The organism is Roseovarius sp. CH_XMU1461, from assembly GCF_037027165.1.
Lineage (GTDB): Bacteria > Pseudomonadota > Alphaproteobacteria > Rhodobacterales > Rhodobacteraceae > Roseovarius > Roseovarius nubinhibens.
This window is the reverse complement of sequence record NZ_JAYMDV010000003.1, coordinates 625,341-638,485: the sequence shown is the minus strand read 5'-3', so window position 1 is coordinate 638,485 and position 13,145 is coordinate 625,341. Positions and strand designations below refer to the sequence as shown.

Sequence of the window (13,145 nt, the reverse complement as noted above, 5' to 3'; positions counted from 1 at the left end):
CGGCGACCCAAACCCTGAGTCGGCCCAGACAGAACGGAGCCTCACATGACACGCTTTGCATTGCTTGCCGCGCTGGCGCTGCTCACCGCCTGCACCGCGCGCACGCCCGTGGCCTCGATGCGGCTGGGCGAGAGCCCGGCGATGGCAGGCGGCACGTTTTCCGCCCCCGGCGCGGTGAGCGTCGCGGTCGATGTGCGCGAGATCAACGGTCGCACCGGCATCTGCGGCGTCTGGTCCGAGAGCGATACCGTCTCGGCGCTGGTCAAGGGCCGCAGCCGCAATGTGCTCGGCCCCTCGGCGGTGATGCTCGGCCAAGAGGCGGTGGTCTCGGGCCTCTTCTTCCTGCGCAAGGTGCCGGCACGGCCCGCCGCCTCTTATGGCGGGATCGAGGCCGATTGCGTGATCACCGACCGGGCTTGGAGCGCGGCCGACGCGGCCAAGCCGGTGCGCGTCCACATGCCCCGCCAGGTCATCTATCAGGACATCGACGAACAGGGGATCTTCCAGGTGGTCTTCCGCCCCGGCGGTCCCTCGGCCCATGCCGATGACCCGAAACCCTGGGATTGATCCGATGCGCGGGGAAACAGCCATGAACATCGCCTGCACCGCCGCCTCTGGACGCGGCGACACCGATCTGCTCCTCGCCAGCCTGGCCGAGCGGCTGGCGGAGGAGGGGCTGCGCGCCTGCGGCACCGTGCAGATCAACACCGAACGCGGCGGCGAAGAGCCCTGCGATATGGATGTGCGGCTCTTGCCCGATGGACCGGTGGTGCGCATCTCGCAGAGCCTTGGCCCCAATGCGCGCGGCTGCCGTCTCGACCCCGCCGCGCTCGAAACCGCGGTCGGCATGGTGAGCCAGCATCTCGAAGCGGGCACCGACCTGCTCATCGTCAACAAATTTGGCAAGCACGAGGCCGACGGGCGCGGCTTTCGCCCGGTGATCGCCGAGGCGCTGGCCCGTGGTGTGCCGGTTCTGGTCGGGCTCAACCGCCTGAATTCAGAGGCGTTTCACGAGTTTTCCGGCCATGAAGCGACCGAGCTCGCCCCCGATGTCGACACGCTTCTGGCCTGGGTCAAATCCGCCTGCGGGCGGGGCTGATCACATCAGCCCCTCGCGCGCCAGATCATCCATGGCGCGGCGCACACCCTGTTCGAGCATGTCGAACATCGCGTTGATCTCGTCCTCGCGAATGATCAGCGGCGGCGAGAAAACGCACATGTTGATGAGCGGCCGCACCAAGAGCCCGAGCTCCTGACAGCGCGCGTCGATCCGCGCCCCCACGGTGTAATCCTGTTCGAGAAGATCCGCCCCGCTGCCCTTTTGCAGGCTGCATTCGATCGCCCCGACAAGGCCCTTGCCCCGCGCATCGACCACCAGATCGAGATCGCCCAGCGCCCGCAGCCTCTCTTGAAAGAGCGGCGTCATCCGGCGGACATGGTCGAGGATACCATCGCGTTCGATGATCTCGATGGTCTTGAGCGCGGCGGCGGCGCTGACCGGATGGCCCGAATAGGTGAACCCGTTGGAAAAGGTGGCCCCCTTCGAGGCCTCGCCCGAAATGCTGTCGATCAGCGCATCCGAAATGATGCAGGCCCCCATCGGCACATAGCCCGCCGTCATCCCCTTGGCGCAGGTGATGATGTCGGGCGTGATGCCGAACACCTCTTCGGAGGCGAACCAATGGCCAAGCCGCCCGAACCCGGTCACCACCTCATCCGAGATATAGAGCACGTCATGCTTGCGGCAGATCTCGATGCAGCGCTTGTGATAGCCCTCCGGCGGCACGATCACCCCGCCCGAGGCGAGGATCGGCTCGGCGATGAAGGCCGCGACCTTGTCCGGCCCGAGGGTCAGAATGGCGGTCTCCAGATCGGCGATCTTTTCGTCGAGAAACGCCGCGACGCTCTGCTCTGCGCCGCGCAGGAGCGGGTTCACATTGGGCAGGAAATGCGCCACCCCCGGCGCTTGGTCGAGCCAGCCCTTGTCGCGCTCCTTGCCGCTCACCGAGGCCGCGAGATGGGTCGAGCCGTGATAGGCCTTTTGCCGCGAGATAATGATCTTCTTCTCGGGCCGGCCGAGGATGTTGTTGCGAAACCAGACAAAGCGCAGCGCGCTGTCCACCGCCGTCGATCCGCCGGTGGTAAACAGCACCCGGTTGAGATCGCCGGGCGTGCGCTGGGCAATCTCATGCGCCAGCCGCGCGGCGGTGGAATTGCTGTTGTTGAAGGGCGAGAAATAGGCGAGCTGCCGCGCCTGATCGGCCATCGCCTCGGCGATCTCGTGATTGCCATAGCCGAGCTGCATGCACCACATCCCCGCCGGCCCATCGAGAAGCTCGGCACCGCTTTCGCTGGTGACATGGATGCCGCGCGCGGTCTCGGCAAAGGTGCGGGCGTTGTCGCCAATGCTCTCCATCCCCTCCCAAGGGTGCAGGAAATGCGCATTGTCCCAATCGCGGGCCGGGCCGGCGGTGTTGTCATGCAGGGTCATCGGGGCGTCCTTTGGCGTGTGTCTCAGGCTGGGTGTTGTAATATTCATCACAAAATGAACGGACGTTCATTCAAAGTCAACAGTTGAGCAGCTCCGCCCCCTGTGGCACATCTGAGAGGCTTATCAGTCAAAGGGGCACGGGTCGCATGGATCAGGAGACGGACAAGACGTTGACCGCACGGGAAATTTCCCGCGAACGTCACGCCCGCAAGCTGATCGAGGCGGCGCAGGACGCGATCTGCGCCTATGGGGTTCGCGGCGCGACGATTGCCCGGATCCAAGAGTTTTCCGGCCTGTCGCGCGGCATGATCAACGCCCGATTCGACAGCAAGGAGCGCCTTCTCGAGGCCGCGATCCGCGATATGTCCGCCGCCTATACCGGCCGCTGGCAGCGCGCGCTCGCGGCGGCGGGCGACGATCCGGTGTCGCGGCTGCGGGCGCTGATCCGGGCCGATTTCAGCCCCGAGGTGCTCAACGAGCGTCACGTGACGCTGTGGTTCGCCTTCCGGGCCGAGGCCAAGCCGCGCGACGAATATCTCTCCTACATCACCACCCGCGAAGAGCCGATCACCTCCATCGTCACCGGGCTCTGTGTGGACCTCGCCGAGGCCACCGGGCGCGGGCCGGATGATGGCCGCCGCGCCGCGACGCTGCTGATGGCCGCGCTCGAAGGGTTCTGGGCCGATTTCCACCTCTACCCGCAGGATTTCGACCGCGACGCCTCGGCGCAACTGGCCTGGGACCTCTTGGCGCGGTTCTTTCCCGAACGCATCTCGGGACAGATCACTGACGCCTGATCCGCCCATGCAAAAGGCCGCCCCGAGGGACGGCCTTCGCTTGGTTTAGGGTGCGGGGCGGTTAATCCGCGCCGCGCACGTCGAACCCGGCATCGGGGGCAGGGCGCAGCACCTTCTGGATCAGGTAGATCCCCACCGCCCCGGCAATGCCGATCAGGTCGGAAATCAGCCCGCCCTCGATCATGAAGAGCGCCGTAGCAATCAGCCCGAGCCGCAGGAACCACGCCACGCGGCCTCCCATGAACCAGCCCTGCACGCCCGAGGACAGCAGGAACACGCCAAAGGTGGCGGTGATCGCGGCGCGGCCGATCTCGATCCACGACCCATCCATCAAGATGGCCGAGTTGTAGAAGAACATGAACGGCACCACGAAGGCGGAAATCCCGATCTTGAACGAGGCGACCGAGGTCTCCATCGGGTTCGATCCGGATATCCCCGCCGCCGCATAACTGGCGAGCGCCACAGGCGGTGTGATCGCTGAGACCACGGCAAAGTAGAACACAAAGAAATGCGCCGTGAGCTGCGGAATGCCGAGCTGCACCAGACCCGGCGCCACGACCGAGGCCGCCACCGCATAGGCCGCCGTGGTCGGCATCCCCATGCCGAGAAGGATGGCGATACACATGGCAAAGAACAGCGCCAGAAGCTGGCTTGCCTCCGCCAACCCGAGCAGCAGCGACGAGAACCGCGCGCCCACCCCGGTGAGGCTGATGACACCGACGATGATACCGGCACAGGCACAGACCGTGATGATCTGGATCGACATCACACCGGCGAGCTCGAACGCCTTGAGGATCGACTTGATCCCCATCCGGTTCGGGGTGAGCCAGGACACCACGGCGGCCGCCACGGTGGCCAGCGTCCCGGCCCGGATCACCGAATAGCCCAGGAACAGCGCCACGATCAGGATGATGATCGGGATAAAGAGATAGACCTGCCGGATGAGCTTGTGCAGCTTCGGCAGCTCGTCCTCGCGCATCCCCCGCATCCCGAGCTTGGCCGCCTCGAGATCGACCATGAAATAGATCGACGCAAAGTAGAGGATCGCCGGGATCACCGCCGCAAGGGCGATGTCGGTATAGGGAATGCCGGTGATCTCGGCCATGATGAAGGCACCCGCCCCCATGATCGGCGGCATGATCTGGCCCCCGGTCGAGGCCGCGGCCTCGATCGCGCCGGCGGTTTTCTTGTGATATCCCACCTTCTTCATCAGCGGGATGGTCAGCGACCCGGTCGCCACCACATTGCCCGCCGAGGTGCCGTTGATCATCCCCATGAGACCGGAGGCAAAGATCGCCACCTTGGCCGGACCACCGCGCGCCCGCCCTGCGGCGGCAAAGGCAAAGTTCACAAAGTAATCGCCCACTTTCGACGCCTGCAGGAAGGCCGCGAAGATGATGAAGAGGATGATATAGGTCGAGGACACCGCCGTCGTCGGCCCGAGAATACCGGCATCGGTATAGACAAAGCCAAAAAAGCGTTTCCAGTCATAGGGCGTCTGCACCGCCAGAATACCGGGCAGCAGATGCGCGGTGAACGTATAGGCGAGGAACACGCCGGTGATGATCACCAGCGCCAGCCCCGCCACCCGGCGGGTCAGCTCGAGGATCATCGCCGAGCCTGCGGTCGCGGCAAAGGCCACGCCGATAGGCACAAAGCTCGTCCCGACCGAATTGCGCGCCGCCGTCGAATAGACCGGCAGCAGGTAGAGCGCGACCACCACGGCACAGATCGCCAGCACGATATCCGAGGCCGCAAACCGGTGACGATGGGTGTTCTCGAACCAGCCGAGCACAATCGCGCCGAAAGTGGCGATCAAAAGCGGAATGCCGAACCAGGTGACCTCCTGGTTGTAGATCTCGGTGCCCGGAAACGCGGCCCAGGTGCTGAGCCCGCCCATCTGCGGCAAGGTGCCCGAGTTGATCTTGACCGCAAAGCTGAGCGCCATATAGCCCGCCACCAGCGCCGGCAGGATCAGGCCTAGCCCGGCCAGCGACAACATCCGCGTCTCGGGCCGCTCGGTATCGGGGAAGAGCCGCGCCGCAAAGAGAAGAAAGCCCAGCGCCAGCGCGCCCGACACGTGGACGATGCGGAAATTCCACGTCTCCATCGGAAAGGTCGGCAGCAGGGGAATGTTGATCCCGGTCCAGTCACGGATCGACACGCCGTTGAGCGCGATCATATGGGTCAGCGCATAGAGCGTGGCGATGGCGGCCACGAAAAGATAGGATTTACGGGTGAACAGGCGGCGATTGCGCTCGACCGGTTCCTCATCGACGCCCTCTGCCAGGACGACCTGGTCGGCGGTTTCTTGTGCTTGTGTCATTGTCCCCTCCGCTCTGCGTCCCGCATCATAGCACGGGTGCAGCGCCCACTTGGAAAAATGCCGCGCCCGGGTCTTAGGGGGCGCGGCACTACTGTCAGGCCTTCAGGCCGGTGACGGTTTACTTGCTGAAGATCTTGTCGGCGGGGATGTCCGCACCGGCATTCTCAACGAACCATTTTGCTGCACCGGGGTGCCACATCATGACTTTGTTCTTGTCCCAGTTCTCGGGCAGGGTCGATGCGGCGGCACGGTGGATGCCCTGCATCCGCTCGTTGTCCGACATGACCGTGTCCACGACCGCATAGACAAAGCTCTCGGGCAGGTCGCAATTGGCGATGGTGAAGTTCCACATCGACACCGACCGCGCCGGCGCTTCCAGCGTGGTGTAGGTATCCGCCTTGATTTCAAAGGCCGACACCGGGAAGGCCTCCATGATCTTGGCCTGTTCCTCTTCGGTGAACTCGATGATGTTCACATCCGTCTGCACTTCGAGCTGGCTGACCGCGGGCACCGGCACACCGGCGGCAAAGGCGATCACGTCGAGAAGACCGTCCTGAAGCTGCCCGCCAAGGTCGGACCAGCCGCCATTGCGACGCTCGAACTTGACGCCCAGCTCTTCCATCATGCGCGGGAAATAGGTGTCCGAGGTCGAGCCCGCCGGACCAAAGCCGATCCGCGCCCCATCCGGGATATCCGCGATGCTTTCGATGCCCGACGAGGCTAGCGCGGTCACGCTAAAGGGCGTCTGATACATCGGGAACATGGCACAGGCATTGGTCATCTGCAGACCGGGGGCAATCGGGTTGGTCCCTGCCAGCGATTCCGCCGCCGGGCCCATGGTGGTCATGCCGAACTGTGCCTCGCCGGTGTGCACCAGCGCCATGTTCTGCATCGGGCCGCCGGTGACTTCGCCGCCGCCAGTGATGCCGAGCTCATCCGCCACAAGGTTGGCCCAGCCCGAACCATAGGCGAAATAGGTGCCACCCTGGCTTGCCGTGCCAACGGTAAAGCTCTCGGGCCAGCCGGTGCGATCCTCGTCACCTGCCGCGAAAACGCTCGTCGTGCCCAGCGCCGTGGTCAGGGCAAACGCAGTAATTTTGCCGAGTTTCATAATAGGTCTCCTCCAAATGTCTCACCGGCATTGTGCCGGTCTCCCATGTGGGGCCGTATTGTTAAGCCTCGCCGCGCCAATGCAACGTGGGCGCGCCCGTTTTTTGGCCGGGGCGCTGATTTAATCGGCGGCATGGGTGGGAAAGGGGACATGCGCCTCTGTGCCATGTCCCCCTGACGGTACATCGCGCTGGATTTGGGCCTGAAATCACGCAGAGTAGGCCCGGGATTGATCCTGAAACTGCCCGAAAACTGACCGCAAACGGGACGCAAACGGGAGGCCGGGGCCTAGCCTTCGGCGATAAACGCCTCTCGCGACAGCCCGTATTTCTGCATCTTCTCATAGAGCGCCTTGCGCGACAGGCCGAGCGCCTCATAGGTCTCCTTGAGACTGCCGCCATGCGCCGTCAGGCTCGCCGCGATAAGCGCCTTTTCATGCGCCGCCACCCGCTCGGCCAGCGTCGCCTCCGGCTGATCCGCCGCCGGCCCGATGTCGAGATCGAGCCCAAGCGCGAACCGATCCGCCGCATTGCGCAGCTCGCGCACATTGCCGGGCCAGGGCCGCGCCGCCACCGCGTTGAGCACCGCGCCGGGAATATCCGGCACCGCAAGTTTATACCGCGCGGCGGCCTCGGCCACGAGCGTGGTAAAGAGCTTGGGCACATCCTCGCGCCGCTCGGTCAGATCGGGAATGCGCAGCGTCACCACATTGAGCCGATAGAGAAGATCGGGCCGAAACGTCCCCTCCGCCGCCGCCGCCCTGAGGTCCTGCTTGCTCGCCGCGACAAAGCGCACGTCGAGCGTCACCGGCTCGTTCGAGCCGAGCCGCGTGATCGTCCGGTTCTGGATCGCATGCAAAAGCTTGGCCTGCATCGGCTGCGCCATGCTCTCGATCTCGTCGAGAAACACGGTCCCGCCGCGCGCATGCTCAAACCGGCCCGCCCGCGCCCGCATCGCGCCGGGAAAGGCCCCCGCCTCGTGGCCGAACAGCTCGCGCTCGATGAGATCGGCGGGCAGGGCGGCACAGTTGATATGGACGAACGGCTTTTCCGACCGCGCCGAGGCCCGGTGCAGCGCCCGCGCCGCGACCTCCTTGCCGGTGCCGGTCGCGCCTTCGATGAGAACATCCGCCTCGGTGCCGGCAATGGCGCGGATATGCTGGCGCAGCCGCACCATCGCATCGGACCGACCCGTAAGCCGCGCCTCGATCACGTCCCGCCGCCCCACCTGCCGCCGCAGCGCCCGGTTCTCCAGCGTCAGCCGCCGCTGTTCCAGCGCGCGCCGCACCGAGGACACCAGCCGCGTCGGCGAATAGGGCTTTTCGAGAAAATCATAGGCCCCGTCGCGCATCGATTGCACCGCCAGATCGACATCGCCATGACCGGTGACGAGGATCACCGGAATGGCGGAATCGATCTCCAGCGCTCGCGCCATGAGCTCGAGCCCATCCATCCCCGGCATCCGGATATCCGTCACCAGAATGCCCGGAAAATCCCGCGCCACATGCGACAGCGCCTCGCTCGCATCCGCGAAACAGGCCACATCGAGATCTTCGAGCTGCAGGCTCTGCGCCGCCGCCAGCCGCAGATGATCCTCGTCATCGACGAAAAGGATGGTTTCCGGTCTCATTGCGCCGCCACCTCGTCCTCGGCCACCCGATCCCCTGCATCATCGAGCTCGACGGCAAAGATTGCGCCGCCCTCGGGATGGTTGCGCGCGCTCAGCGTGCCGCCGAAATCGCGCACGATATTATAGGAAATCGACAGCCCAAGCCCGAGCCCCTTGCCCGGGCTCTTGGTGGTGAAAAACGGATCGAACAATTGCGCCATCGTGTCGTCGGTAAGCCCCTCGCCATGGTCGCGAACCTCGACGATCCAGCGCCCGCTGTCCAGCCCGGCCACCCGAATGCCGATCTCGGGGGCGGGCTGCGTCTCCATCGCGTCGAGCGCATTGGCCAGCAGATTGACCAGCACCTGTTGCAGCCGCACCTGCCCGCCCATCACGAAAATATCGCCCTCGGGCCGGTCGATGGTGATCCGCGCCTCGGCCGCCTTGATCCGGTTGTCCATCAGCGACAGCACATCCTCGAGCACCGGGATAAGCGGCACCGGCCCGATCTTTTCCTGCGGCCGCCGGGCGAAATTGCGCAGATGCCGCGAGATCGCCGCCATCCGGTCGGCCATCTGCAGGATCAGCCCCATATTGCTGCGCGCCTCTTCCTGCCGCCCCCTCTCCATCAGGGTGAGCGCGTTCTCGGCATAGGCCTTCACCGCCGCCAGCGGCTGGTTGAACTCATGGCTGAGCCCCGCCGACATCTGGCCGAGCGCTGCCAGCTTCCCGGCCTGCACCAGCTCGCTCTGCGTCCGGCGCAGCTGATCCTCGGTGGCGCGCCGCTCGTCCACCTCCTGCAAGAGCTGCCGGTTCGCGGCGTTGAGATCGGCGGTCCGCTCCGCCACCCGGTCGATGAGCGTCTCCTGATAGATCCGCTGCTGCGCCTGCTGTTCAAGCGCCCGCGCCCGCCGCTGCAGAAACAGCGCCGCCACCAGCCCGGCAAAGAGGCTCAGCAGGATGAGCAGCGCCAGAACCTGCCGCGCCTGCGCAATCGCGGGCCCCGTGGGGGTAAGCACCCAGACCCGCCAGCCCGCCGCCGCAATCAGCCCGACATTCGACAGATATTCCTCCGGCCCCTCCCGGGTCTGAATGCGCAACAGATCAACCGAAGGCGCCACCGCCTCATGCGCCACATCGAGCGTGCGAATCCGTTCGAGCGGATATTGCCGCGTCGCATCGATCGCCGCGAGCACCCCATCCGCCACCGGCCCCAGCGTGTTGAAATGCCAATCCTCGCGGTCCGACAGGAAAATCACATTGTTCGGATCGGTGACGAGAATGGTGTTGTCGCCATTGCGCCAGGTCTCTTCGAACCCGTGCAACAGGATCTTCACCGCCACCACCCCGAGGATCTCGGTCTCGTCGATGATCGGCGCCGCAAAGTAATAGCCCCGCTGCCCCGAGGTCAGGCCAAGCGCGTGAAACCGCCCACGCCCCTCGCGCATCGCATCGGTGAAATAGGGCCGAAAGGCAAAGCTGCGCCCGACAAAGGAATCCTCGCGCCGATAGTTGCTCGCCGCGATGGTAAGCCCCTTGGCGTCCATCACATAGATATCCGCCAGATCGAGCGTCAGCGCCGTCTGCCGCAGCTGTTCATTCACGAAAGGCAAGAGCCCGACATTGGTCGGATCATGCAAAAGGTCCGTCAGGATCGGCCGTTCGGCCAGCAGCGCCGGCAGCGCTTCGGACCGCGACAGCGCCCCGCGCAGAGATTCCGTGGCGATCCGCAAAGTGGCGCTCTCGCGGTCGCTGGTCTTGGCCAGAAACGACCGCTCGATCCGGGGCAGTGCCGCAAGGCTGAGCCCGATCGCCACCAGAACCAGCAACAGCAGGTTCCGCATGGCGCGGCGCATGTGATCGGATCGGGGCGGCGACGGGGCTTTCATAGCCCCGATTATGCGGCGCGGCGGGGCAATTGCCCAGAGCCTCCGTGCCCCCAGCGTTTACGGGCCGCAGGCCCCGCCCGGGGCGGGGCTTTGCCGCGCCTCCCCCCTATTGAGGGTCATTTTCCCGGTTGTTATATGCTAGGGACCCCGATACCCCCGCCCACTGACCCCAAGACGACCCAAGAAAGCAGCCCCGTGACCGAGCCGCGCCAGAAAAAAGTAGAACGGCACGCCCGCTTCTCCGTCGCCCCGATGATGGATTGGACCGACCGGCATTGCCGCTACCTGCACCGGCTCTTGTCGCGTGAGGCGCTGCTTTATACCGAAATGGTGACGGCCCCGGCGCTGGTGCGGGGCGGGGCGATGCATCTGCTCGATCACGCGCCCGAGGAACATCCCGTGGCGCTGCAGCTTGGCGGCTCGGACCCCGAGGAACTGGCCGAGGCGGCGCGGCTCGGGGCCGAGGCGGGCTATGACGAGATCAATCTCAACTGCGGCTGCCCCTCGGACCGGGTGCAATCGGGCACCTTTGGCGCGGTGCTGATGACCGATCCGGGCCGGGTGGCCGACTGCTGCGCTGCGATGATCGCGGCCACCTATGTCGAGGTCACGGTGAAATGCCGCATCGGCGTCGACGATCAGGACCCCGAAGAGGTGCTGCCCGAGTTTCTCGCGCGCGTCGGTGCCGCCGGGGTAGGGCGCTTTACCATCCACGCCCGCAAGGCCTGGCTCAAGGGGCTGAGCCCCAAGGAAAACCGCGACATCCCGCCGCTCGATTACGATCTGGCGCGGCGCATGATCGGGCTCTTTCCGTCGCTGCATCTGTCGATCAACGGCGGGATCGCGACGCTCGATCACGCGGTCGAACTGCTCGATCAGGGCTTTGACGGGGTCATGCTCGGCCGGGCCGCCTATCATCAGCCCGCCGATATCCTCTGCGCCGCCGACCGTCGCATTTTCGGCCATGACGGGCCTGACAGCACGGCCGAGGACGCGGTGCAGTCCATGCTGCCCTATATCGAGGCGCATCTCGCCGCGGGCGGCCGGCTCAACCAGATCACCCGCCATATGCTCGGCCTCTTTGCCGGACGCCCCGGCGCGCGGGCCTGGCGGCGGATGCTCTCCGAGGGCGCGTCGCGCCCCGGGGCCGGCCCCGAGCTGGTCGAAGAGGCGCTGACCCAGATCGCCCCCGATCTCGCCGCCTGATATCTCGCCGCCTGAGAGGATGGGCTGACCCGAGCATCACCGCTTTTCCCCGGCCCGAGCCGCGTGTACACCGGACGGGACACGAACCCCGGAGACCGCGCCATGCCCGACACCACCCTCCTGTTGCAGATGCTTGCTCTTCTGATGGTCATCGGCGGCTTTGCCGGCGTGCTGGCCGGGCTTTTGGGCGTCGGCGGCGGCATCGTTCTGGTCCCGGCCTTCTACTATGCGTTTCAGACCCTTGGCTATGACGGCCCGCAGCTCATGCAGATGTGTCTCGCCACCTCGCTCGCCACGATCATCGTGACTTCGGTGCGCTCAGTCCTGAGCCACAACAAGAAGGGCGCGGTCGACTGGGACATCCTGCGCGGCTGGGCGCCCGGCATCGTCATCGGCGCACTGATCGGGGTCTGGGTGGCCTCGGGGCTGCGCTCGGCCACGCTCACCGGCATCTTTGGCATTCTCGGCATCACCGTCGGCCTCTACATGGGGCTGGGCCGCGCCCATTGGCGGCTCGCCCCGGAGATGCCGCAAGGCGTGACGCGCATGATCCTGTCGCCCATCCTTGGCTTTCTCTCGGTGCTCATGGGCATCGGCGGTGGCAGCTTTGGCGTCCCGCTGATGAGCCTCTATGGCCGCCCCATTCACCGCGCCGTGGCCACCGCCGCAGGCTTTGGCATCCTGATCGCCGTGCCCTCGGTGCTGGGCTTTCTGCTGCTCGAGATCGACCCGGCGCATCGCCCGCCCTTCACCCTTGGCGCGGTCAATCTCGTGGCCTTTGTCGTGGTCATCGCCATGACGCTGATCACCGCGCCCTGGGGGGTCAAGCTCGCCCATGCCATGGACCCGAAGCCGCTCAAACGGGTCTTTGCGGTCTTTCTCACCCTCGTGGCGCTCAACATGCTGCGCAAGTCGATGGGATGGTAGAGGCGCTGGCCGAGACGGGCTGGGCGCTCTTCCCGGCCGAGGACGCGGTGGCCCGCTGGGCCGAACACGCCCGCGCCGCCGCCCTCGACCGCATTGCCACTGACGCCGCCCATCGCGAGGCTTGGCTCGATTGCGAAGGCACCTGGTTCGTGGGCGTCGATACGCTGCTGAATGACAGGGATGGCGCGCTGCCCGACGGCCCGCCGCTCGCTGGGGCAGCCTATGAGGCGGCTCGCGCGACCTATGGCGCGCTGCCGCTCCATGCCGGGCAGGTGTCGATCACCTATCCCGGCTACCCCCGCCCCCGCGCGGGCGAGAGCGACGCCGCCCTGCGCTACCGCCGCGACCGCGACGCGGCCCATGTCGACGGGCTCCACGCCCAAGGCCCTGACCGCCGCCGCCACCTGCTGGAACGCCACGCCTATATCCTTGGCCTGCCGCTGAGCCACGCAGATCACGGCGCAAGCCCGCTGGTCGTCTGGGAGGGCAGCCATCACATCCTGCGCCGCAGCCTGACCGAGGCGCTCTCGGGCACCGCGCCTGAGGATTGGGCCAGCGTCGATTTGACCGACGCCTATCAGGCCGCCCGCCGCGAGGTGTTCGACCGCTGCACAAGGGTGGAACTGCCCGCCAGCCCCGGTATGGCGACCTTGGTGCACCGGCTGGCGCTGCACGGGGTCGCGCCCTGGGCCGAGTGCGCCGAGGCCGAAGAGACCGGGCGCATGATCGCCTATTTCCGTCCTGAATTCGAAGATGTGACCCAGGACAGCTGGCTCACCGCGCCCTGAGCC

Annotated in this window: 11 protein-coding genes; 6 read left to right on the top strand and 5 right to left on the bottom strand. The window is 65.9% G+C overall.

Translation table 11 applies throughout. From position 1 onward, the window contains the following. The first annotated feature begins 45 nt into the window (after positions 1-45). Positions 46-567, top strand: coding sequence for a hypothetical protein (locus tag WA237_RS12210; protein ID WP_336097960.1), 522 nt, complete (start codon positions 46-48; stop codon positions 565-567). 22 nt (positions 568-589) lie between these two features. Next, positions 590-1,099, top strand: a complete 510-nt coding sequence (locus WA237_RS12205) for a DUF2478 domain-containing protein (protein ID WP_336098107.1) — start codon at positions 590-592, stop codon at positions 1,097-1,099. Here the strand turns inward: WA237_RS12205 and WA237_RS12200 are convergent, their stop codons facing one another. Continuing rightward, complete coding sequence (locus tag WA237_RS12200) at positions 1,100-2,491, bottom strand: aminotransferase (protein WP_336097959.1); 1,392 nt, start codon at positions 2,489-2,491, stop codon at positions 1,100-1,102. A gap of 146 nt (positions 2,492-2,637) precedes the next feature. Between WA237_RS12200 and WA237_RS12195 the strand changes: the two genes are divergently transcribed. After that, positions 2,638-3,288, top strand: coding sequence for a TetR family transcriptional regulator C-terminal domain-containing protein (locus tag WA237_RS12195; protein ID WP_336097958.1), 651 nt, complete (start codon positions 2,638-2,640; stop codon positions 3,286-3,288). A gap of 61 nt (positions 3,289-3,349) precedes the next feature. Here WA237_RS12195 and WA237_RS12190 read toward each other — a convergent pair whose 3' ends face one another. From WA237_RS12190 to WA237_RS12175, 4 genes are all read right to left on the bottom strand, one after another. Continuing rightward, positions 3,350-5,614 carry a TRAP transporter permease gene (locus WA237_RS12190; protein WP_336097956.1) on the bottom strand — a complete coding sequence of 755 codons (2,265 nt, stop codon included), beginning with the start codon at positions 5,612-5,614 and terminating at the stop codon, positions 3,350-3,352. A gap of 118 nt (positions 5,615-5,732) precedes the next feature. Continuing rightward, positions 5,733-6,725 carry a TAXI family TRAP transporter solute-binding subunit gene (locus WA237_RS12185; protein ID WP_009813867.1) on the bottom strand — a complete coding sequence of 331 codons (993 nt, stop codon included), beginning with the start codon at positions 6,723-6,725 and terminating at the stop codon, positions 5,733-5,735. 287 nt (positions 6,726-7,012) lie between these two features. Then, positions 7,013-8,353, bottom strand: coding sequence for a sigma-54-dependent transcriptional regulator (locus tag WA237_RS12180; protein WP_009813868.1), 1,341 nt, complete (start codon positions 8,351-8,353; stop codon positions 7,013-7,015). Continuing rightward, positions 8,350-10,176, bottom strand: a complete 1,827-nt coding sequence (locus WA237_RS12175) for a sensor histidine kinase (RefSeq protein WP_336097954.1) — start codon at positions 10,174-10,176, stop codon at positions 8,350-8,352. The genes WA237_RS12180 and WA237_RS12175 overlap by 4 nt, the downstream gene beginning before the upstream one ends. Before the next feature lie 180 nt (positions 10,177-10,356). Here WA237_RS12175 and dusA point away from each other — a divergent pair, with 180 nt between their 5' ends. The 3 genes from dusA (at position 10,357) to WA237_RS12160 (ending at position 13,142) form a co-directional block, all read left to right on the top strand. After that, entirely contained in the window at positions 10,357-11,427 is a 1,071-nt protein-coding gene (gene dusA / locus WA237_RS12170; RefSeq protein WP_442970262.1) for a tRNA dihydrouridine(20/20a) synthase DusA, read from the top strand. A 102-nt stretch (positions 11,428-11,529) separates the two neighbouring features. Next, positions 11,530-12,354, top strand: coding sequence for a sulfite exporter TauE/SafE family protein (locus tag WA237_RS12165; RefSeq protein ID WP_009813871.1), 825 nt, complete (start codon positions 11,530-11,532; stop codon positions 12,352-12,354). Next, positions 12,348-13,142, top strand: coding sequence for a hypothetical protein (locus tag WA237_RS12160; RefSeq protein WP_336097951.1), 795 nt, complete (start codon positions 12,348-12,350; stop codon positions 13,140-13,142). The genes WA237_RS12165 and WA237_RS12160 overlap by 7 nt, the downstream gene beginning before the upstream one ends. The last annotated feature ends 3 nt before the right edge of the window (positions 13,143-13,145 follow it).

Coding starts and splice junctions, on each gene's coding strand:
- WA237_RS12175 (WP_336097954.1), bottom strand. CDS start 10,176: ATGCGGAACCTGCTGTTGCTGGTTCTGGTGGCGATCGGGCTCAGCCTT.
- WA237_RS12190 (WP_336097956.1), bottom strand. CDS start 5,614: ATGACACAAGCACAAGAAACCGCCGACCAGGTCGTCCTGGCAGAGGGC.
- WA237_RS12195 (WP_336097958.1), top strand. CDS start 2,638: ATGGATCAGGAGACGGACAAGACGTTGACCGCACGGGAAATTTCCCGC.
- WA237_RS12205 (WP_336098107.1), top strand. CDS start 590: ATGAACATCGCCTGCACCGCCGCCTCTGGACGCGGCGACACCGATCTG.
- WA237_RS12200 (WP_336097959.1), bottom strand. CDS start 2,491: ATGACCCTGCATGACAACACCGCCGGCCCGGCCCGCGATTGGGACAAT.
- WA237_RS12165 (WP_009813871.1), top strand. CDS start 11,530: ATGCCCGACACCACCCTCCTGTTGCAGATGCTTGCTCTTCTGATGGTC.
- WA237_RS12185 (WP_009813867.1), bottom strand. CDS start 6,725: ATGAAACTCGGCAAAATTACTGCGTTTGCCCTGACCACGGCGCTGGGC.
- WA237_RS12160 (WP_336097951.1), top strand. CDS start 12,348: ATGGTAGAGGCGCTGGCCGAGACGGGCTGGGCGCTCTTCCCGGCCGAG.
- WA237_RS12180 (WP_009813868.1), bottom strand. CDS start 8,353: ATGAGACCGGAAACCATCCTTTTCGTCGATGACGAGGATCATCTGCGG.
- dusA (WP_442970262.1), top strand. CDS start 10,357: ATGCTAGGGACCCCGATACCCCCGCCCACTGACCCCAAGACGACCCAA.
- WA237_RS12210 (WP_336097960.1), top strand. CDS start 46: ATGACACGCTTTGCATTGCTTGCCGCGCTGGCGCTGCTCACCGCCTGC.